At 61.0% G+C, this 21463-nt stretch carries 17 protein-coding genes; 11 read left to right on the top strand and 6 right to left on the bottom strand.

Annotated features, from left to right (window positions below):
* Window positions 1-51 precede the first annotated feature (51 nt).
* A complete protein-coding gene (locus tag ACS4NR_RS12985; RefSeq protein WP_456020305.1) occupies window positions 52-1764 on the top strand; it encodes a cation:proton antiporter in 1713 nt (570 codons plus the stop codon).
* Here ACS4NR_RS12985 and ACS4NR_RS12990 read toward each other — a convergent pair.
* A complete protein-coding gene (locus tag ACS4NR_RS12990) occupies window positions 1761-2969 on the bottom strand; it encodes an ammonium transporter (RefSeq protein WP_253149453.1) in 1209 nt (402 codons plus the stop codon). The two genes, ACS4NR_RS12985 and ACS4NR_RS12990, sit on opposite strands and share 4 nt — an antisense overlap.
* 305 nt (window positions 2970-3274) lie before the next feature.
* Here ACS4NR_RS12990 and ACS4NR_RS12995 point away from each other — a divergent pair, with 305 nt between their 5' ends.
* The 8 genes from ACS4NR_RS12995 (at window position 3275) to ACS4NR_RS13030 (ending at window position 14623) form a co-directional block, all read left to right on the top strand.
* A complete protein-coding gene (locus ACS4NR_RS12995) occupies window positions 3275-3589 on the top strand; it encodes a DUF883 family protein (protein WP_025113166.1) in 315 nt (104 codons plus the stop codon).
* A gap of 2 nt (window positions 3590-3591) precedes the next feature.
* Complete coding sequence (locus tag ACS4NR_RS13000) at window positions 3592-3978, top strand: phage holin family protein (RefSeq protein ID WP_041069617.1); 387 nt, start codon at window positions 3592-3594, stop codon at window positions 3976-3978.
* Window positions 3975-4313 carry a hypothetical protein gene (locus tag ACS4NR_RS13005; RefSeq protein ID WP_047599863.1) on the top strand — a complete coding sequence of 113 codons (339 nt, stop codon included), beginning with the start codon at window positions 3975-3977 and terminating at the stop codon, window positions 4311-4313. The genes ACS4NR_RS13000 and ACS4NR_RS13005 overlap by 4 nt, the downstream gene beginning before the upstream one ends.
* A gap of 124 nt (window positions 4314-4437) precedes the next feature.
* Window positions 4438-5601 carry an EAL domain-containing protein gene (locus ACS4NR_RS13010; protein ID WP_096794968.1) on the top strand — a complete coding sequence of 388 codons (1164 nt, stop codon included), beginning with the start codon at window positions 4438-4440 and terminating at the stop codon, window positions 5599-5601.
* 76 nt (window positions 5602-5677) lie between these two features.
* Entirely contained in the window at window positions 5678-7006 is a 1329-nt protein-coding gene (locus ACS4NR_RS13015) for a deoxyguanosinetriphosphate triphosphohydrolase (RefSeq protein WP_095137318.1), read from the top strand.
* Window positions 7007-7352: 346 nt separating this feature from the next.
* The gene (locus tag ACS4NR_RS13020; protein WP_456020306.1) at window positions 7353-7979 is read left to right on the top strand and encodes a response regulator; all 627 of its coding nucleotides are present in this window, start codon (window positions 7353-7355) and stop codon (window positions 7977-7979) included.
* An 8-nt stretch (window positions 7980-7987) separates the two neighbouring features.
* Window positions 7988-11629, top strand: a complete 3642-nt coding sequence (locus ACS4NR_RS13025; protein ID WP_456020307.1) for a transporter substrate-binding domain-containing protein — start codon at window positions 7988-7990, stop codon at window positions 11627-11629.
* Between the two features lie 48 nt (window positions 11630-11677).
* A complete protein-coding gene (locus tag ACS4NR_RS13030) occupies window positions 11678-14623 on the top strand; it encodes an HD domain-containing phosphohydrolase (protein WP_456020308.1) in 2946 nt (981 codons plus the stop codon).
* Here the strand turns inward: ACS4NR_RS13030 and ACS4NR_RS13035 are convergent, their stop codons facing one another.
* Both ACS4NR_RS13035 and ACS4NR_RS13040 read right to left on the bottom strand, forming a co-directional pair.
* Window positions 14624-15106: a GAF domain-containing protein gene (locus tag ACS4NR_RS13035; RefSeq protein WP_007969095.1), complete on the bottom strand. Its 483-nt coding sequence runs from the start codon at window positions 15104-15106 to the stop codon at window positions 14624-14626.
* Entirely contained in the window at window positions 15103-15993 is an 891-nt protein-coding gene (locus ACS4NR_RS13040) for a DUF815 domain-containing protein (RefSeq protein ID WP_115983997.1), read from the bottom strand. The genes ACS4NR_RS13035 and ACS4NR_RS13040 overlap by 4 nt, the downstream gene beginning before the upstream one ends.
* 165 nt (window positions 15994-16158) lie before the next feature.
* On the opposite strand from ACS4NR_RS13040, the gene ACS4NR_RS13045 reads away from it, so the two are divergent.
* Window positions 16159-18480 carry a hybrid sensor histidine kinase/response regulator gene (locus ACS4NR_RS13045; RefSeq protein WP_115983998.1) on the top strand — a complete coding sequence of 774 codons (2322 nt, stop codon included), beginning with the start codon at window positions 16159-16161 and terminating at the stop codon, window positions 18478-18480.
* Here ACS4NR_RS13045 and ACS4NR_RS13050 read toward each other — a convergent pair.
* The 3 genes from ACS4NR_RS13050 to msrB form a co-directional block, all read right to left on the bottom strand.
* Entirely contained in the window at window positions 18464-18925 is a 462-nt protein-coding gene (locus ACS4NR_RS13050; protein ID WP_456020309.1) for a MarR family winged helix-turn-helix transcriptional regulator, read from the bottom strand. The genes ACS4NR_RS13045 and ACS4NR_RS13050 overlap by 17 nt on opposite strands.
* A complete protein-coding gene (locus ACS4NR_RS13055) occupies window positions 18922-19407 on the bottom strand; it encodes a glutathione peroxidase (protein ID WP_095137311.1) in 486 nt (161 codons plus the stop codon). The genes ACS4NR_RS13050 and ACS4NR_RS13055 overlap by 4 nt, the downstream gene beginning before the upstream one ends.
* A gap of 101 nt (window positions 19408-19508) precedes the next feature.
* Window positions 19509-19904 (bottom strand): peptide-methionine (R)-S-oxide reductase MsrB, encoded by a 396-nt coding sequence (gene msrB / locus ACS4NR_RS13060; protein WP_456020310.1) that lies wholly within the window; start codon window positions 19902-19904, stop codon window positions 19509-19511.
* Window positions 19905-20127: 223 nt separating this feature from the next.
* On the opposite strand from msrB, the gene ACS4NR_RS13065 reads away from it, so the two are divergent.
* Window positions 20128-21339, top strand: a complete 1212-nt coding sequence (locus tag ACS4NR_RS13065) for a pyridoxal phosphate-dependent aminotransferase (RefSeq protein ID WP_003226761.1) — start codon at window positions 20128-20130, stop codon at window positions 21337-21339.
* Window positions 21340-21463: the final 124 nt, after the last annotated feature.

Genomic DNA, 21463 nt, shown 5'->3' on the forward strand with positions numbered 1-21463 from the left:
CGCTTTTTGCCTCTACGCTTGAGAGGCCTGAACCTGATATCGGAGCGTCTTGTGTTTGCCAACCTGCTGATCATCCTCGCCTCATCCCTGGTGATGATTGCCCTGTTTCGCCGTCTGCGCTTGCCGCCGGTGCTGGGCTACCTGTGCGTAGGCTTGTTGGTAGGACCAACTGCATTCGACTGGATCAACGAGAGCGAGCACCTGCCGGACGTGGCCGAACTGGGCGTAGTGTTTCTGCTGTTTTCGCTGGGCCTGGAGTTTTCTTTGTCGAAAATGATCGCGCTGCGCCAGGTCGTTTTTCGCCTGGGCAGTCAGCAGGTGTTGCTCAGTACGGCGTTACTGGGATTGGTGCTGATCCTGCTGGGCATGCCGGTGACCCCGGCCCTGCTGCTTGGCGCAGGGCTGTCGCTGTCATCGACGGCGATTGTCACCAAGGAGTTGAGCAGCCTGGGCGAAGTGTTCAGCAGTCACGGACAGAACGCTGTCGGGGTTCTGCTGTTTCAGGATGTGGTCGCGGTGTTGTTGCTGACCCTGGTGCCGGTGTTCGCCGGCAGCAGCGAACAGGCCTGGTACTGGGCGCTGCCGCTGACGCTGGTGAAGACCGTGGTGCTGTTTTTCGGTCTGCTGCTGGCCAGCCGCTGGTTGTTGCCACGGTTGTTTCATGAAGTGGCGGCCTCGCGCTCGGCGGAATTGTTCGTCCTGCTGGCGCTGGTGATTGTGCTGCTGACCGCCTGGCTGACGCACCTGCTGGGCCTGTCCCCTGCCCTCGGCGCTTTTCTGGCCGGCATGCTGCTGGGCGAGAGCCACTATCGCCATCAGATCGAGGCCGATATCCGGCCGTTTCGCGACATCCTGCTCGGGGTGTTTTTCGTCAGCATCGGCATGCTGATCGATCTGCAATTGTTCGTCAGCCACAGCCTGTTGATTCTCGGCCTGACCCTCGGCCTGATGCTGATCAAAGGCACAATCGTCGCGCTTTTGGTGAAGTGGCGCGGCAGCGATCACGAAACTGCCTGGCGCAGCGGCCTGGCCCTGGCGCAAGGCGGGGAATTCTGCTTCGCGTTGATGGCGCAGATGCAGCAAAACCGCATGCTGCCTGACGAGCTGGGCGGTCTGCTGCTGGCGGCGACGTTCTGCTCGATGTTGCTGACCCCACTGTTGTTGCGCGGGGCACCGAAAATTGCCCTGCGCCTGCATCGCAAGCCGAATCAGGAGGCGCAACTCGAGGAGATCAGTGCGCTCAACGCCGACCTCGACCAGCATGTGGTGATTTGCGGCTACGGGCGGGTTGGCCAGTCCATCGGCCGTTTCATGCGCAATGCCAATCAACCTTACATCGCACTGGACAACGACCCGGTGCGAATCCAGGAAGCCTCCGTCAGCGAAAACAATGTGCATTACGGCGACTCGTCTCGCGCCGACTTGCTGATTGCCGTCGGACTGTTACGTGCGCGGCTGGTGGTGATCGCAGTGGATCAAAGCGAGGTTACCCTGCGAATCCTTGAAGAGGCACGCCGCCACAATGATCAGGTGCCGATTCTGGTGCGCACCCGCGACGATAGCCAACTGACGGAACTCAAAGCTGCCGGCGCCACCGAAGTGGTGCCGGAGCTATTGGAATCGAGCCTGATGCTCGGCTCTCACGCCTTGATCATGCTCGGTCTGCCAGCACGTCAGGTACAAGAGCGAGTCGATCAGGTGCGCAGTGACCGTTATCGTCTGCTGCACGGCTTGTACCGCGGCGCTGACGATGAGGAAACCTAATCCTGACTCACCGCGCCGATCTTGTGCAGCGACAGGTCGGCGCCGTAATACTCTTGTTCCTGACTCAGGCGCAGGCCGTGCAAGGCCTTGATCACGCCGTAGACGACAAGTCCGCCGATCAGCGCGACCACTACACCCAGCGCAGTGCCGATCAACTGACTGATCAGGCTGACACCGCCGAGCCCACCCAGCGCAGTCTGGCCGAAGATGCCGCAAGCAATCCCGCCCCACACCCCGCACAAACCGTGCAACGGCCACACACCGAGCACATCGTCGATGCGCCACTTGACCTGCGCGGCGGTAAAGCACCAGACAAACAGTGCACCGGCAATCGCGCCAGTCACCAGCGCACCCACCGGATGCATCAGGTCGGAACCGGCACAGATCGCCACCAGCCCGGCCAGCGGGCCGTTGTGCAGGAAGCCCGGGTCATTACGTCCGACAATCAACGCCGCCACCGTGCCGCCGACCATGGCCATCAGCGAGTTGACCGCCACCAGACCGCTGACGCCCTGCAAGGTCTGCGCGCTCATCACGTTGAAGCCGAACCAGCCGACAATCAGAATCCACGAGCCCAGCGCCAGAAACGGAATGCTCGACGGCGCGAACGCCACCAGCCGCCCTTCGCGGTAACGGCCGTTGCGCGGGCCGAGCAGCAATACCGCCGCCAGCGCCAGCCAGCCGCCCATGGCGTGCACCACCACCGATCCGGCGAAATCATGGAACGCCGCGCCAAAACGTGCCGTCAACCAGGCCTGCAGACCGAAGTTGCCGTTCCAGATCATGCCTTCGAAAAACGGGTAGATGAACGCCACGATCAGCGCCGTCGCACACAACTGAGGAACGAAGCGCGCGCGCTCGGCAATGCCGCCGGAGATGATCGCCGGAATCGCCGCAGCAAACGTCAGCAGGAAAAAAAACTTCACCAGACCGTAACCGTGATCGGCACTCAGCACCGCAGCCGGTTGCATGAAGGTCACCCCATAGGAGATCCAATAGCCTATAAAGAAATAGGCCAGCGTCGAAACGGCAAAGTCGCTGAGGATCTTCGCCAGTGCGTTGACCTGGTTTTTCTGGCGCACCGTGCCGACTTCGAGGAAGGCGAAACCGGCGTGCATCGCCAGCACCATCACCGCACCGATCAGAATGAACAACGTGTTGGAGCTGTGAACCAGCGTGTCCACAGCGCTTTGCAGATTTTCCATAAAGAGGCAGACCTGAAGGCTAAAAAGGCACCAAAGCGGTTCGCGCGAACAACTCATGCACCAAGTTGCGACCTGACGGCCTGCGCAGTGAAGCTGCGATGAACCGATTTGGCGCACAAGGTCGATGTCCTGACACGAACCAGGATTATTTGAGTTAAGGTTTTGCTGCATGTACGCCCGCCAACAGCGCACGACGGCAGCAGGACGCACCACGACATAGCAAAAGCTGTACCAGTCATTTGTACTGAACCTTCGCGCAAGGCTCATACTCGAACGCTTCAGACGTCACTTACGGAGATCCACCCATGGCCAGCATCAAGGCAAAGACTGCTCAAGAAATCCTGATGAACGACTTCCAGACCCTGGTCGCCGACACCGAACGGTTGCTCGAGCACACCGCGACTCTGGCGGGCGATCAGGCCGATGAGCTGCGCGAACAGATCCATGACAGCCTGCTGCGCGCCCGGGAAACCCTGAAACTGACCGAAGACACGCTGCGTGATCGTGGCCAGGCGGCGGTCACCGCCACCGAAGATTACGTATCGGCAAACCCTTGGCAGTCAGTGGGCATCGCCGCCGGCGTGGGCTTTCTGATTGGCCTGCTGGCCACTCGGCGCTGATCATGTCGATCGGCGAATCCGGCCTGGGGTCGGGCACCTCCTCTTCCACGCGGCGTCTGGGCGCCGCTGTTCTCGGCTTGCTGCACAGCCATGTCGAACTGTTCGGCATCGAATTGCAGGAGCAGAAAGCACGCACCGTCAGCCTGTTGCTGTTCGCAGGCCTGGCACTGGTGTTTGCCCTGCTGTTGCTGGTCGGTCTGTCGACGCTGGTACTGATCGTGTTCTGGGACACTTACCGTCTGGCAGCGATCATCGGTCTGTGCGTGTTCTACACCCTGGCGGCCGCTTTCTGCGGGTTGCGCCTCAAGGCAGCAGTCTTCGATGAATCCTCGCCCTTCCACGGTACGCTGGAAGAATTGGCCAACGATCGGGAGCGCCTGCTGCCATGAGCCTGCCTGAACTGCCACACAACAGCTCACGCCGGGAAATGCGCAAGGCGCTGATCCGCCTGCGCATGGAAATGCATCGCCAGGAAATCCGCCACGAAGCCGGGCAAGTGCTGCAACCCTTGCAGCGCATGCGCGGCATGACGCAAAGCCTGCAAGGCGGCTTCGGCATCAAGCACGCGCCGCTTTGGGGCGTGGCCGCCGTCACCCTGCTGGGTTTCATCACCGGCAAAGGCGCAAAAAGCGGCGGCGTCGGCGGGCTGACCCGGCTGATACGTCTGGGGACCAGCCTCGGGCCACTGATCAAACTGGTCATGCAGAGTTCGGGCAAACGCTAAGCCGGCGCATCTGGCTGCATTCTTGCAATATCCGCGGGATTGAACCTCTCCAACACGAGGTTCAATCCCGCGTGCCTACCCGGTCGGCGGGTTCATCCAGAACAAGAACGACTAAGGAGGCCCCGTGATCGACGGGCAACCGCTCGCCTGCTTTCAACCTTTCATCGATACCGCCACCGGGCGTATTGCAGGCGTCGAAGCACTGGGTCGCCTGCGCCAGCCTGACGGCCAACTGGCCTCGGTCGGGCCGTTGTTCGCCGACCCACGCACACCCGCCATCGCCCTGCGCCGCCTCGACCGGCAGATCCGCGACAACGCCCTGAGCCGACTGCATGAAGCCCCCGCCGAGTGGTTTCTCAGCCTGAACATGTCGCCGCGCTGGATCAGTCGCCTGCGCGCCGATCAACCGCTGCCCAGCCTCAAGCAGATGCTGCGCCACGGCGTCGATCCGCAACGCATCGTATTCGAGATCACTGAACTGGGCGGCAATGGTCAGCGCCTGGCCGAAGTGGTCGCGCGCTATCGCGAGGCCGGTGCACGCATCGCTATCGATGACTTCGGCGCCGGTTACTCGCAGCTCGATCGGGTGCTGGCCTTGCAGCCGGACATTCTCAAACTCGACATGCGCCTGTTTCAGGCTGCCGCACTGGGCGGGCCGAGCAGTGACGTGGTCAAGGCACTGGCGCAAATGGCCGAGAAGACCGGCTGCTGGATCATCGCCGAAGGCGTGGAAACCGAGGCCCAGCTCAATTTCGCCCTGGAATGCGGTTCGCGCTACGTTCAGGGTTTCCTGTTCGCTCGGGCGCAGGAAGCGTTCTATCCAACCGATGCCTTCGTGCAGCGCTTCGCCGAACTGCGCCAGCGTTACGTGCGGCAGAAACTGGCCGAACGCGGGCGCCTGATGCAGATGCGCCAGCAACTCGGCGAACTGATGGCGATCCTCCAGAGTTGGGCTCAGGCTCACGCCCCGCTCAGTGCGCTGCCGCAACTCGAAGCCTTCCCCTGGTTGCTGCGGTTCTACCAATGCGACCGTCACGGCACCCAACTCACGCCCAACCTCGAATGGCGCAACAACGGCTGGGTCGCCGATAACCGCTATCTGGGCCACAACTGGTCATGGCGTCCGTACTTTTATCATTTGCTCGCCGAGGGCTGGGAAGAGCGACGCCTGACCCTGTCCAGCACCTATCGCGATGCCACCAGCAACCAGTATTGCCTGACCGCCGGGCAGTTCTTCGATAACGGCGAGCGCCTGCTGCTGATCGATATCGATGCCGCAGGCCTGTAGTTCCGCTTGCAGGTGCGGGCCTGAACCGGGAAGCTAGGGCAACAGTCATCCCAGTCACCGACGGAGAGAACCAGCCTTGGATTGGCAGACCCTGCTCAACCGCGAACGCCTTGGAAAACCGCTGCACAGCCCGCAAGAGCTGGGCCGCAGCCCGTTCCACAAAGACCATGACCGCATCATCTTCTCCGGCGCCTTCCGCCGGTTGGGGCGCAAGACCCAGGTGCATCCGGTATCGAGTAACGACCACATCCACACCCGTCTGACCCACTCGCTGGAAGTCAGCTGCGTGGGCCGTTCGCTGGGCATGCGCGTCGGTGAAACCCTGCGCAGCGCCCTGCCCGACTGGTGCGACCCGAGCGATCTGGGCATGGTCGTGCAATCGGCCTGCCTGGCCCATGACATCGGCAACCCACCGTTCGGGCATTCCGGTGAAGACGCGATTCGTCACTGGTTCCAGCAAGCAGCCGGGCGTGGCTGGCTCGACGCAATGAGCGAAGCCGAGCGCGCTGACTTCCTCAATTTCGAGGGCAATGCGCAAGGTTTCCGCGTGCTGACTCAGCTTGAGTATCACCAGTTCGACGGCGGCACCCGCCTCACTTACGCGACCCTCGGCACCTATCTGAAGTATCCGTGGACCGCGCGCCACGCCGACTCGCTGGGCTACAAGAAACACAAGTTCGGCTGCTATCAGAGTGAGCTGCCGCTGCTGGAGCAGATCGCCCACAAGCTCGGCCTGCCGCAACTGGAAGACCAGCGCTGGGCGCGCCACCCATTGGTGTACCTGATGGAGGCCGCCGACGACATCTGCTATGCGCTGATCGACCTCGAAGACGGCCTGGAAATGGAGTTGCTGGAGTACGCGGAAGTCGAATCGCTGCTGCTCGGTCTGGTGGGAGACGATCTGCCGGAAACCTATCGCCAGCTCGGCCCGCAGGATTCGCGTCGACGCAAACTGGCAATTTTGCGCGGCAAGGCCATCGAGCACCTGACCAACGCCGCCGCCCGGGCATTCGTCGAGCAACAGGATGCGCTGCTGGCCGGCACGCTGCACGGCGACCTGGTGGAACACATGCACGGCCCGGCCAAACGCTGCGTACTGAACGCCAAGGACATCGCCCGCAAGAAGATCTTCCAGGACAAGCGCAAGACGCTGCATGAAATCGGCGCCTATACCACGCTGGAAATCCTCCTCAACGCATTCTGCGGCGCAGCGCTGGAGCAACATGGCGGTCGCACGCCATCGTTCAAGAGCCGCCGTATCCTCGACCTGCTGGGCAACAACGCGCCGGATCCCCATGGCCCGTTGCACACCTCGTTTCTGCGCATGATCGACTTTATCGCCGGGATGACCGACAGCTACGCCAGTGACATGGCGCTGGAAATGACCGGACGTTCCAGCCACTGACAGCAAACGTTGCTCAACCGGGTCGACAACTGCCCGGCTGAGCGATGCTCGATTGAACCGGTTCTTTGGTCTAAGGCGAATGGATCGACTGAAAGGTAAATCCGTTTAACAACCAACTGCGCAAACAAGAGCTTGTTTATTCAAGGCTCTACAAGCAACTTAAAACATTCAGATAAACAAAACAGCTCAACACTTCCTTACGCGACACAGAGTTTGATCGTAGTCAGTTTCCTTTTAGTGCGTAGGACTAATCCTATATTGCCGCAACAGCCACGGGAGTTCATGCGGCAGCTCATTTATCTGAGCTAAGGTGCGCCCTTTATTCGCGCACGTATGGGATTTGATTATGAACTCCGTTTTTATTGTCGATGATCACCCCGTCATCCGGCTTGCCGTTCGAATGCTGCTCGAGCATGAAGGTTACAAGGTCGTCGGCGAAATCGATAACGGGGTCGATGCCATGCAGATGGTCCGCGAATGCATGCCCGACCTGATCATCCTCGATATCAGCATACCCAAGCTCGACGGCCTGGAAGTTCTCGCCCGTTTCAACGCCATGGGCACCCCGCTCAAGACCCTGGTATTGACGGCGCAATGCCCGACGCTGTTCGGCATTCGCTGCATGCAGTCCGGCGCATCCGGTTATGTCTGCAAAGAGGAAGACTTGAGTGAACTGGTCAGTGCGATCAAGGCGGTACTTTCCGGTTACAACTATTTCCCCAGCCAGGCATTGAATCCGGTACGCATCGATGACGTACGTTATGCCGAACTGGAGTTATTCAAATCCGTCAATGACCGCGAGCTGATGGTCTTGCAATTATTTGCCCAGGGACGCACCAACAAGGAAATAGCCAAGGGCATGTTTCTCAGTAACAAGACAGTCAGTACCTACAAGAAGCGCCTGATGCAAAAACTCAAGGCCAGATCTCTGGTGGAACTGATCGAGATGGCCAAACGCAACGCGCTAGTGTGAGAGCCTGAATGCCCAGTCGTTTAAAGATCTATCTCGCCATATGTTGCGTCAGCCTGTGCCTGACGACTCAGGTGTCTGCCAGCTCCGTCACCGAGCAAGATTATGTGCTGCGCAGCCGCTCGGGCCACGAAGCGCCGTCCGTGTCCCTTGAACCCGCACAACGGCAATGGCTTGAGGCTCGCGGCGAACTGGTACTGGGCACTTCCGCACCGGACTATCCGCCGTTCGACATGACCGCCAGCGGTCGTGATTACGAAGGGTTCACTGCCGACTACGCCGGTCTGCTCGAACAGGCTGTCGGGTTGCCTATCCGGGTCAAGCGCTTTGCCTCGCGGGAAGCCGCCTTGCACGCGTTGATTGCAGGTCAGGTCGACATGCTCGGGACGGCCAACGGTTTCGAGGCCAGTAACGCGAACATCCTGCTTTCAACGCCTTACGCCATCGATCAGCCGGTCCTGGTTACCCGCGAAGGCGAGACCCGCTCACTGACTGAAGGCCTGGCCGGTCTGCGGCTGAGTATGGTCTATCACTATCTGCCCCAGGATGAGGTCAAGGCGCAGTATCCCAAAGCCATCCTGACGTCCTATCCCTCCTATCAAAACGCAATCAACGCGGTAGCTTTCGATCAGGCTGACGTGTTTCTGGGTGACACCATTTCCACCCACTACATGATCAACAAGGGCTATCTGAACAACATTCGCATGGCCAATTTCGGCAAACAGGAAGCCCACGGTTTCAGCTTTGCCGTTCACGCCGACAACCGACAGTTGCTGGCGATCATCAACACCGTGCTGCAAGCCATACCGGCCAGCGAACGGGACAACATCGCCAAGCGCTGGAGCGCCGGCAGCGACATTCTGCTGACCGACCAGAAGCTGCAATTGACCCACCATGAAGAACAGTGGCTCAAACAGCACCCGGTGCTGCGCGTCGTCGTCAACGAGGCGTTCGCGCCGCTGACATTCTTCGACAGCGACGGCAACCTGCGAGGCATCACCGCCGACCTGCTCGAACTGCTGCGCCTGCGCACCGGCCTGCGCTTCGAACTGGTCCGCAGCCGTAGTGACGGTGAAATGATCGAGCAGATCAATCAGCATCGGGCGGATCTGATCGCCGCATTGCTTCCCAGCCCCCAACGGGAAAAGACCCTGCAATTCAGCCGTCCCTATCTGGAAAACTCCTTCGTCCTGCTAACGCGCAAATCCGCTGACAGCCCGACACATCCCACCCAGCTCAAGGACCGATACCTGGCGATTGCCCAAGGCAGTCCCATGGCCGATTACCTGCGCCGCGAATTCCCCAACATCCACCTGATCGAAACCTCCGACACTTTCGGTGCCGCAACCTTGCTCGCCGAAGGCAAGGCCGATGGCGCCGTCGCCTCGCTGGTGATTGCCAATTATCTGATTTCGTCGCGGATCTTCGAACATCAGTTGCAGATCACCACCACCCTGGGCACACGTCAGGCGGCCTTTTCGCTGGCCAGCGCCCGTGACAATGCCGAGTTGGGGTCGATCATCGACAAGGCGCTGCTGAGCATCACACCGGAGGAACTGGGAGTCATCAACAGCCGCTGGCGCGGTTTCTCCAATGCGGCACAAAGCAACTGGCATCACTACAAACGCCTGTTTTACCAATTGATCGGCGCGGCCTGCCTGCTGCTGTTGCTGTCGCTGTTGTGGAACGCCTACATGCGTCGCCAGATCAAGCAACGCCAGGCCGCCGAACGGGCACTCAACGATCAGTTCGAATTCATGCGCTCACTGGTCAACGGCACCCCTCACCCGATCTACGTGCGCGACCGCCAGGGTCTGCTGCAAAGCTGTAACGACAGCTACCTCGAGGCCTTCAACGCCAAACGCGAAGACGTGATCGGCAAAAGTGTCATGCAGGGCACCCTGAGCAACGCATTCGAAGCCCAGGCATACCAGGCGGACTACCAGCGGGTGGTGGCCGAAGGCACGCCTCTGCTGCTCGATCGACCGCTGCACATCGGTGGCCGGCGTTTGACGATCTACCACTGGATCCTGCCGTACCGCGACTCCAGCGGCGATGTGCAAGGGATCATCGGTGGCTGGATCGACATCAGTGAACGTCGCCAGTTGTTCGATGAACTGCGCAGGGCCAAGGAGCAGGCGGACAACGCCAACCGCGCCAAAAGTACCTTTCTGGCCACCATGAGCCACGAAATCCGCACGCCGATGAATGCCATCATCGGCATGCTCGAACTGACGCTCGAACGCATGAACGATCAGGCTCCGGATCGCTCCTCCATCGAAACCGCCTACTGCTCGGCCAAGGACCTGCTGGGCCTGATCGGCGACATTCTCGATATCGCGCGGATCGAATCCGGGCACCTGAGTCTGAGCCCGGAACGGGTCAATCTGGTCGAAACAGTGGCATCGGTGGTCAGAATCTTTGACGGCCTCGCCCGCCAGAAAAACCTCCTCCTGCCGCTGATCATCAATCCGCCCGGGCTGCAGGTCGACGTGGAACTGGATCCGTTGCGCTTCAAGCAGATCCTGTCGAACCTGATCAGCAATGCCATCAAATTCACTGAGTCCGGGCAGGTGCGGATCAATCTGGATGTGCTGCCCAACGGGCCGGGCCAACGCTCGCTCGTTCAGTTGACGATCCAGGACACCGGGGTCGGCATCAGCATCGAAGATCAGCAACGCCTGTTCGAACCGTTCGCCCAGACCGACAGTGGCCGGCAGCAAGCTCGCAGCGGCGCAGGCCTGGGCCTGGTGATCTGCCGCAACCTGTGTGAAATGATGGGGGGGCAGTTGCAGTTGAGCAGCCAGCCGGGGATCGGCACCCAGGTCTGCCTGTCGCTGCCGCTGCAAACGCTGCCGTGCCTGGTGACCACGGCAAAAACCCAGCCTGTGCTGCAAACCTCTGCACCACTGAACATTCTGGTGGTCGACGATCATCCGGCCAATCGCCTGCTGATGTGCCAGCAACTGGAGTTTCTCGGGCACCGTTTTACCCTCGCCGAAGAGGGTCGGAGTGGATTCGAGAAATGGCAGACCGGTGCATTCGACCTGGTTATCGCTGACTGCAACATGCCGTTGATGAACGGCTACGAACTGACCGAGGCGATCCGCCAACAGGAACAACGCACTGGCCGCCCTCCGTGCACCGTGCTGGGTTTCACGGCCAACGCGCAGCCTGAAGAAGTACAGCGCTGCAAACAGGCCGGCATGAATGACTGCCTGTTCAAACCGTTGAGCCTCAGCGCACTGAGCAACTGGATCAATGGTTTGCAGCCCGCAGTGCTTGAGCCGGCGTTCAATCTTGACGGGTTGAGTCAGTTGACTGGCGGCAACCCGCTGCAAGTCCGGCGTCTGCTCACGCAATTGCTCAAGAGCAGCCGTCTCGATCGCGAGGAATTGTTAGCACTGGCCCCCTGCAATGATCGGCAGGCAGTGGCGCTGGTCGCCCACAAGATCAAGGGCGCGGCCCGGATCGCCCAAGCCTCGCGCCTGATCGCCTGTTGCGATGCGCTCGAACAGGCCTGCATGCAGACAACGCCCGCAGCGACCATCGTGCGCTGCGTCGAGGCCACCGACGCAGCCATGATCGAACTGGAACAGGCGTTGCGGCAACAACTGGAGCCGTTCGAAGAAAGCACAATGACCGAGCCTTAACTATGCTTGGACGCTGAGCAGTGTGTTTACTTCAATGGAGAGTCAGCAATGCCCTGCCCACTGCGCCCGGATCAACGCCGGTTCCCGTTGCACGTGCACATCAGCGTCATGTTCACCTTTCTGCTGTTGCTGACGGGCGTTGTGCTGGGGCTGTTCAACTATCGCCAGACCACCCGCATCATCCTGTCGAGCAGCGAAAACCTGTTCAATCGCATCGAACAGGACGTGCGCCTGGATCTGCATTCGACTTACGAACCGATCCGGCATCTGCTGAGCCTGCTGGCCCACAATCAGGCAGCCGGGGCGCCGAACCTGCAACAGCGTCTGGCGCTGCTCAAGCCGTTCAGTCAGGCGCTCAAGGACAACACCGATCTCGCCTCGCTGTATCTGGGCTACGGCAACGGCGACTTCTTCATGGTTCGACCCTTGCGCACCAGCGCGCTGAAAACCCTGCTCAAGGCGCCACCAACAGCGGCCTATCAGGTATGGAGCATCGAACACGATGCCGGCGGCGCTGCTTCGTCGCAGTCACTGTTCTTCGACCAGGCGCTGAGCCCCATCGGGCGTCAGGACAATCCCGACGACCGCTACGACCCGCGCACTCGCGCCTGGTACACCAACGCCCTGCAACAGGGCGACCAGATCACCACCGAACCCTATGTATTTTTCTCCACGCACAATGTGGGCACCACCCTGGCCCGACGCAGCAGCGCAACCAGCGTGATCGGTGCGGATCTGACTTTGGAGGCACTTTCGGCCACCTTGACCAAGCATGTGGTCACCCCGTCGACCGAAATCGTGCTGTTCGATGCCGATGGCAATGCGGTGGCCTATCCGGACAGCAGTCGGCTGATCGTCGACGGCAGCAGCGCACGCCTGGCCAAAGCGGCCGACCTCAGCCCGAATCTGCACGCGTTGCTGACCACGCAGCATAAGGACAAACGGCTCGATGTTGATGGGCGCCACTGGATCGTCGCCCGCAGCACCCTGCAGGAAGGCGGGCCGAAAGGTTTGCAGATGGCCCTGCTGGTGCCGGAGGACGAATTGCTCGCCGATGCCTACCGCATGCGCTGGCAAGGCGCGTTGATCACCCTGGCGACGCTGTTGCTGTGTCTGCCGCTGGGCTGGCTGATCTCGCGGATTCTGGTCAAACCACTGCATGCGCTGGTCAAGGAAGCCGACGCGATCCGCAGTTTCGATTTCAACTTTCCGGTCACCCGTCGCTCGCCGGTGCTGGAGGTTGACCAGTTGAGCCTGTCGATGGCGCGCATGAAGGACACGCTCGCCAGTTTCTTCCGCATCACCGACAGCCTCTGCGCCGAAACCCGCTTCGCCCCACTGCTGCAACGGGTGCTGTTCGAAACGGTGCAGATCGCCCAGGCCCAGGCAGGCTTGATCTATCTGCGCGAAAGCGATGGCAACCGTATGGAGCCTTACGGACTGGTCATTGATGGCGCCTCGCACGAGCCGGGCGAGTTCGCTGTGCTGGGCCGGGATCTTCTGGCCGATCAAGGGCCAGCGTGGTTTCAGCAACTGATCAACGCTGACAATGTGGTCAGCAGCCTTGGCTTCGAGCAGGCCGGGGACTTGCAGAAAGTCCTGTTGGCCATGCAGTCGCCGCGCATCCACCTGATCGGCATCCGCCTGCGTAATCGGCACAACGAAACCATCGGCCTGTTGATTCTGCTGATCAACGACAGCGGCAGCGCTCAGGATCTGGAAAAGCTGCGCCCGGACCGCATCGCCTTCCTGCAAGCCGTGTCCGGTGCGGCGGCGGTGAGTATCGAAAGTCAGCGCCTGCAAGCAAAGCAGAAGCAATTGCTCGACGCGTTCATCCAGTTGCTGGCCGGCGCCATCGACGCCAAGAGCCCCTACACCGGTGGCCACTGCCAGCGCGTGCCGGAACTGACCATGATGCTCGCGCAGGCCGCGGCCGCCAGCCAGGCGCCGGCGTTCCAGGGCTACCAGCCCAGCGAAGACGAATGGGAAGCCCTGCACATTGCGGCCTGGCTGCACGATTGCGGCAAGGTCACGACGCCGGAATATGTTGTCGACAAGGCAACCAAACTGGAAACTCTCAACGATCGCATCCACGAAATCCGCACCCGCTTCGAGGTGCTCAAGCGCGATGCCTGGATCAGTTACTGGCAGGCATTGGCGCTAGGCGGTAACGAGGCGCAATTGAGCGAACTGCGTGACGCCACACTGACGCAACTGGATGACGACTTTGCCTTTGTCGCCCGCTGCAATCTGGGCGGTGAGGCCATGGCGCCCGCCGATCTGCAGCGCCTTGAACGCATTGCCGAGCGGCGCTGGACGCGCACCCTCGATGATCGCCTGGGGGTGTCATGGGAGGAAAACCGCCGTCAGGCGCAAACGCCGGCGGCGAATCTGCCGGTCAGCGAGCCACTGCTGGCGGACAAGCCCGAACATCTGATCGAACGCGCCGACAGCGAATTGATTCCGGAAGACAATCCGTGGGGGTTCAAACTGGATGTGCCGCGTTACAAATACAATCGCGGCGAACTGTACAACCTGAGCATTGCCCGGGGCACGCTGACCCGCGAGGAGCGTTACATCATCAATCACCACATGGTGCAGACGATCCTGATGCTCAGCCACCTGCCCTTCCCCGGGCACCTGGACAGCGTCGCGGAAATCGCCGGTGGGCATCACGAAAAGATGGACGGCAGCGGCTACCCCAAACGCCTGAAACGCGACGACATGAGCCTTCCGGCGAGGATGATGGCGATTGCCGATATTTTCGAGGCGCTGACAGCGGCGGATCGGCCGTACAAGAAGGCCAAATCCTTGAGCGAAGCCTTGGGAATCATGGCCACCATGTCCCGCGAGGCGCACATCGACCCCGAGCTGTTTGCGCTATTCATCAACGACGGCGTGTACATGCAGTACGCCGCGCGGTTTCTCGATCCGCGCCAGATCGATGCGGTGGATCCGGCCAGCTTGCTGCGCAAGGCTGGCCTGAGCACCTGATCAGCAGTCGGTAAGACGCAGGAAGATCGCCGCCAGTTGTTCAATGCCGGCCTGATCGTCGGTGCCGAAACGCGCGAGTTTCGGGCTGTCGAGATCGAGCACGCCGATCAACCGACCGTCCTTGACCAGTGGCACCACCAGCTCGCTGTTCGAGGCGCTGTCGCAAGCGATGTGCCCGGGAAAGGCATGCACGTCTTCAACCCGCTGGGTCTGCCGACTGGCCGCTGCCGCACCGCACACACCGCGGCCGAACGGAATGCGCACGCAGGCGATCTGGCCCTGGAACGGGCCAAGCACCAGTTCTTCGTTGCGATTGAGGTAGAAACCGGCCCAGTTCAAATCGTCGAGCTGGTTGAACAGGAACGCCGAAAACTGCGCGGCGTTGGCGATGAAATCGCGCTCGTCCGCCAGCAGCGATTCCAGTTGTGCGGCCAACATGCCATAGCCTTCGAGGCCCTGGCCGCTTTGTTGCAAATCAATCATGCCTTGTGCTCCAGCAATTTCAGTCCCACCCAGTAACGGGCGAATTGGTACGCGCAACGTCCGTTGCGATTGCCGCGCCCGGTTGCCCAGCGCACGGCGAGGATCTCCAGCTCTTCATCGCGTTGCCAGCTCAAGCCGGCCTTGGCCGCCAACTGGCCGATCCAGTGTTCGACGACGTTGAGGAAGTGTTCCTGGGTAAACGGATAAAACGACAGCCACAGGCCGAAACGGTCCGACAAGGCAATCTTGTCTTCCACCGCTTCGCTCGGATGCAGCTCGCCGTCGACGCGTTTCCAGTTTTCGTTGTCGCTTTCCTTTTCCGGCACCAGATGGCGGCGGTTGGACGTGGCGTACAGCAAAACGTTGTCCGGGGCCTGTTCGAGCGAACCGTCGAGCACACTTTTCAGCACGCGGTAATCGCCTTCGCCGGATTCGAACGACAGGTCATCGCAGAACAGCACGAAGCGTTGCGGCAGTTTGGCGATCTGCTCGACCACGCGCGGCAGGTCGGCCAGATGGTCGCGTTCGATCTCGATCAGACGCAAGCCGGCCTTGGCGTGTTCGGCCAGCAGCGCGCGCACCAGCGAGGATTTACCGGTGCCGCGCGAGCCCCAGAGCAGCGCATGGTTGGCCGGCATGCCGTCGAGAAACTGTTGCGTGTTGCGGCCCAGCTGCTCCAACTGACGGTCGACACCGATCAGATCGGACAGGCGCATGTCGAGGCTGACTTCCAGCGGCAGCAAATAGCCGCTGCGCCCGTCACGCTGCCAGCGCGCGGCCAGGCAGGTTTCCCAGTCGATCAGCGGACGCGGCGCCGGCAGCAAGGGTTCGATCCGCGCCAGAACCGACTCGGCGCGTTCAAGAAAAGCATTCAATCGGGAATCCACGTCTTCTCCTCGGGCACGTTCACAGTGATGATGTCGATCCAGCGACGACAGACAGATCGCAATCCCCGTTCAAGCCTTGTTACAAGGCGCTTCGGGAACCTCGGTATCCATACATGATCGACTATGCTTGAGCAGCGAAGGGAAACGGAAGTGGTTCAACACCCCATGGATATCAAATTCACCCACCGGCTGTCATACAAGCAAGCCAGATTCACGGTGCTGGTCGGGTTCGTTCTGGGCACGCTGCTCAGCCTGCTGCAAATCGGCATCGATTATGCCAGTGAAGACGCCTCCATCAACCGTGAAATCCTGTCTTTGCTGGAAATCAGCCACAATCCGGCGTCGCGAATCGCCTACAACATCGATGCGGAACTGGCGCAGGAGCTGACCCTGGGCCTGTTGCGCTCGCCGGCGATCATCTCGGCGCAACTGACCGACAACAACGGCAACGTCCTGGCCAACGTCAGGCGCCCGGAGCTGCAAAGCGGTTATCGGGTGATCAGCGACTTCCTGTTCGGTGCCAAGCGCCAGTTCGAAGACCGTCTGTACCTCGACCACCTGCCCGAAGAATCACTGGGTACGCTGAGCCTGGAGGTCGATACCTACGCGTTCGGCAGCCGGTTTCTGCGCCGCGCCGAAGTCACCCTGCTCAACGGCTTTGCCCGCAGCCTGATTCTCACCGGGATCCTGTTGGCGCTGTTCTACGTGATGCTGACCAAGCCACTGGTGCGCCTGATCCGGGAACTCAGCGCACGTGACGCACGCAGTGCAGAGCCGACGACCCTGGAATGCCCGGCCGGCCACGCCAACGACGAGATCGGCGTACTGGTCAAAGTCGCCAACCAGCAGTTCGACAATATCGCCACGGAAATCCAGCAACGGCGCAACGCGGAAAACCGCCTGACCGACTACCTCGGGCAACTGGAGCACATCGTCTCGGCCCGCACCGCCGAGCTCAAGGCCATCAATACCCGGCTCAGCCAGTCCAACGAAGAACTGGAAGTCGCCCGCAGCACCGCACTGGACATGGCCGAAGCGCGCTCGGCATTTCTCGCCAACATGAGCCACGAGATCCGCACCCCGCTCAACGGCCTGCTGGGGATGATCGCCCTGTCCCTCGACGGGCCGCTGAATGCCGAGCAGCAGCAACAGCTGTCGATTGCCCATGACTCGGGCAAGGTGCTGGTGGAGCTGCTCAACGATATTCTCGACCTGTCCAAGTTCGATGCGGGGCAACTGGAGCTGGAACACATTCCGTTCGATCTCGGCTCACTGATCGAAGACACCGCCAATTTGCTGTCGCAGAACGCCGCGCCGAGCGTCGAGCTGACCTGCCTGATCGACCCGCACTTCCCCGCGCTGGTCCTGGGGGATCCGACCCGGGTACGGCAGATCGTCAGCAACCTGTTGTCCAATGCCCTGAAGTTCACCCGTTTCGGCCGGGTCGATGTGCGCCTGTCCGCCCACAAGGACGGGGTGCGCATCGAAGTCTGCGATACCGGCATCGGCATCGCCCAGGATGCCCAGGTGAAAATTTTCCAGCCGTTCACCCAGGCCGGTGCCGGCATCACCCGGCAGTACGGCGGCACCGGTCTCGGTCTGGCGTTGACCTACAACCTGTGCGAGGCCATGCAAGGCCGGCTGACCATCAGTTCCGAGGCCGGTTTCGGCAGTCAGTTCTGTGCCGATCTGCCACTGCCGTGTCACACCCGGGCGGTCATGCCGCCGCCTCTGCACGGCAAGGTACTGGCGATCACGGCCGCCAGCAGCGGGCTGGCGGAACTGCTCAAGACATTATTGCCGGTGTGGGGCGTGAGCTATGAGCAGCGCACCATGGATGACCCGTTGCTGGGCCTGTCACCCGATCTGCTGATCACCGATTGCCCGGAATGTCTGTTCAGTCTGCGCCCGACCATCAGCGCACCGATCCTCGTCGTAACCGCTTATGGCAGTTTCATGCCCGGCGAAGAAGCCGCCGCGCTGGCGCCATTGCAGCAACAAGCCCGACCGCTGGCACGCAACGCGCTGTATCAGATCCTGCGGCGCATCCTGCTGCCCGACATCGCCACAATCAACGATGCGCGCCTCGAGAGCCTGCCCGTCCAGCGCCGTGGACGGGTGCTGCTGGTGGAGGACAATCCGGTCAACCAGTTGGTGGCCAAAGGCATGCTCGGCAAGCTCGGTTGCGACGTGGTGGTCGCTGCCCACGGTGCCGAGGCGCTGGATCAACTGGAGCACGATGAGTTCGATCTGGTACTGATGGACTGCAACATGCCGGTGATGGACGGCTACGAAGCGAGCCGGCAGATCCGCCAGAGCGGGCGCTGGCCGAATTTGCCAATCGTCGCGCTCACCGCCAACGCCATGTCCGAGGAACGCGAGCGCTGTCGCGCCGCCGGCATGAGCGATTACCTGGCCAAGCCGTTCCGCCGCGAAGAGCTGGCGGCCCTGCTCGACCAGTGGATGCCGGCTACGTCAGCGCTTTGATCTGTCCCAGCAAGTGATCGAGGCCATTACGCAAATCGTTGAGCCGATCGAGATCCACCCCGCTGTCGCACAACAAGCGGGCCTTGAGCGGCCCGACCTGCTCGCGCAGCGCTCGGCCTTGCGCGGTCAGGCTCAGATGCACTTCACGCTCGTCGCGCGCCGAACGCTGGCGTTGCACCAACTGCAATTGTTCAAGACGCTTGAGCAACGGCGTCAGGGTGCCGGAATCCAGCGCCAGGCGCTCGCCCAACGCCTTGACCGTCGGTTGCTCCGGCGTGCTGTCCTGCCATTCCCAGAGCACCAGCATCGCCAGGTACTGCGGGTAGGTCAGGCCGAGCTGATCGAGCATCGGCTTGTAAGCGCGAATCACCGCCCGGGACGCGGCGTACAACTTGAAGCACAACTGACTGTCGAGCTTCAGCGAATCGACGGGCAGGCTGTTCATTTGAGCAGGGCTTCGATCTCGCCGCTCAGCTCCTGCGGTTTGGTGGTCGGGGCGAAACGCTTGACCAACTGACCATCCTTGCCGATCAGGAACTTGGTGAAGTTCCACTTGATGCCTTGGGAACCGAGCAAACCCGGAGCGCGCTTTTTCAACTGCACGAACAGCGGATGCGCGTCGCTGCCGTTGACGTCGATCTTCTTGAACAGCGGGAAACTCACGCCGTAGTTCAGCTCACAGAACTCGCTGATCGCCCCCTCGTTGCCCGGCTCCTGCTTGCCGAACTGATTGCACGGGAATCCCAATACCACCAGGCCCTGATCCTTGTAGGTCTGCCACAGCTCTTCCAGGCCTTTGTATTGCGGGGTGAAGCCACATTTGCTGGCGGTGTTGACCACCAACACCGCTTTGCCGGCGAAATCGGCCAGGGTCTTTTGCTCACCCTTGATGGTGGTGACAGGGATATTCAGCAGGTTGTCGCTCATGGGTCGGCTCCGCGGGTTATCGGGAAAGGCCAAACATAGCGAGCAATTAAATTGTGTGCAATTTAATTATCCGAAAGGCGACCCGCAGGTCGCCTGTCCGCTTACTCGCGTGGCTCGAGACTCAGGCACACCGAGTTGATGCAATAACGCAGGCCGGTCGGTGCCGGGCCATCGGGGAACACGTGGCCCAGATGCGCGTCGCAGCGGGCGCATTTGACCTCGGTGCGGATCATGCCGTGGCTGGTATCGCGGATCTCGGTCATGGCGCTTTCGCCGATCGGCGCGTAGAAGCTTGGCCAGCCGCAGCCGGAATCGAATTTGGTCGTGGAGTCGAACAGCGGCTCATTGCAGCAGACGCAGTGATAGACACCGTCGGTTTTGGTGTCGTTGTATTTGCCGGAAAACGGCCGTTCGGTCGCACTGAGACGGCACACGTTGTACTGCTCGGGGTCGAGCATCGCCCGCCATTCTTCCAGGGTTTTTTCCAACTTTTCCATCATCACACCTCAGCGGCTGAAAAAGCCCGATCTGTACCTTTTCCACGGATCGGGTGGCACGTATGATTGCGCCTCGTCACACGCCAGTCTGGCAGCCAGACCGGGCGCATTCAAACGGATTCTGGGCGCCATGGCGCAAGACTCCGCCTGTGCGAAGACGCAGGAATCCCAGTACGGTTGGCCATCCGCCGTCTGGATCGTTCATTTTCGGGATCACATCGCCATGCAGTTCAGCAAATCGAACAAGCTCGCCAACGTCTGCTACGACATTCGCGGCCCGGTGCTCAAGCACGCCAAACGTCTGGAGGAGGAAGGCCAGCGCATCCTCAAGCTGAACATCGGCAACCCGGCGCCATTTGGTTTCGAAGCGCCGGACGAAATTCTTCAGGATGTGATCCGCAACCTGCCGACCGCCCAAGGCTACAGCGACTCCAAAGGCCTGTTCAGTGCCCGTAAGGCGGTGATGCAGTACTACCAGCAGAAGAATGTCGAAGGTGTCGGCATCGAAGACATTTACCTGGGCAACGGCGTGTCCGAGCTGATCGTGATGTCGTTGCAGGCGCTGCTTAACAACGGTGACGAAGTGCTGGTGCCGGCCCCGGACTACCCGCTGTGGACCGCCGCCGTGAGCCTGGCCGGCGGTAACGCCGTGCATTATCTGTGCGACGAGGGCGCCGACTGGTTCCCTGATCTGGCCGACATCAAGGCCAAGATCACCCCGAACACCAAGGCCATGGTGATCATCAACCCGAACAACCCGACTGGCGCGGTGTATTCGAAGGAAGTGTTGCTGGGCATGCTGGAAATCGCCCGCGCGCACAACCTGGTGGTGTTTTCCGACGAGATCTACGACAAGATCCTTTACGACGACGCCGTGCACATCTGCACCGCTTCGCTGGCCCCGGACCTGCTGTGCCTGACCTTCAACGGTCTGTCGAAATCCTACCGCGTGGCGGGTTTCCGCTCCGGCTGGATCGCCATCTCCGGGCCGAAACACAATGCCCAGAGCTACATCGAAGGCATCGACATGCTGGCCAACATGCGCCTGTGTGCCAACGTGCCGAGCCAGCATGCGATCCAGACCGCCCTCGGCGGTTATCAGAGCATCAATGATCTGGTGCTGCCGCAAGGTCGCTTGCTGGAGCAGCGCAACCGTACCTGGGAATTGCTCAACGACATTCCGGGCGTCAGTTGCGTCAAGCCGATGGGCGCGCTGTATGCGTTCCCGCGGATCGACCCGAAAGTCTGCCCGATCCACAACGACGAGAAATTCGTTCTCGACCTGCTGCTCTCCGAGAAGCTGCTGGTGGTGCAAGGTACGGCCTTCAACTGGCCGTGGCCGGATCACTTCCGCGTGGTGACCCTGCCCCGCGTCGACGATCTCGAGATGGCCATCGGACGCATCGGCAACTTCCTCAAGTCCTACCGCCAGTAACCGGTCGACGGTGCGCAACGGCCCGAACGTTGCGCACTGTCTGATTCAGCAACACTTCTGCTCTCCCCGCCTCGCTGCGCCTTCTACACTTGCGATTCATATGGCCCACCCGCCTCTGGCGCAG

This window comes from Pseudomonas sp. JQ36, from assembly GCF_053851495.1.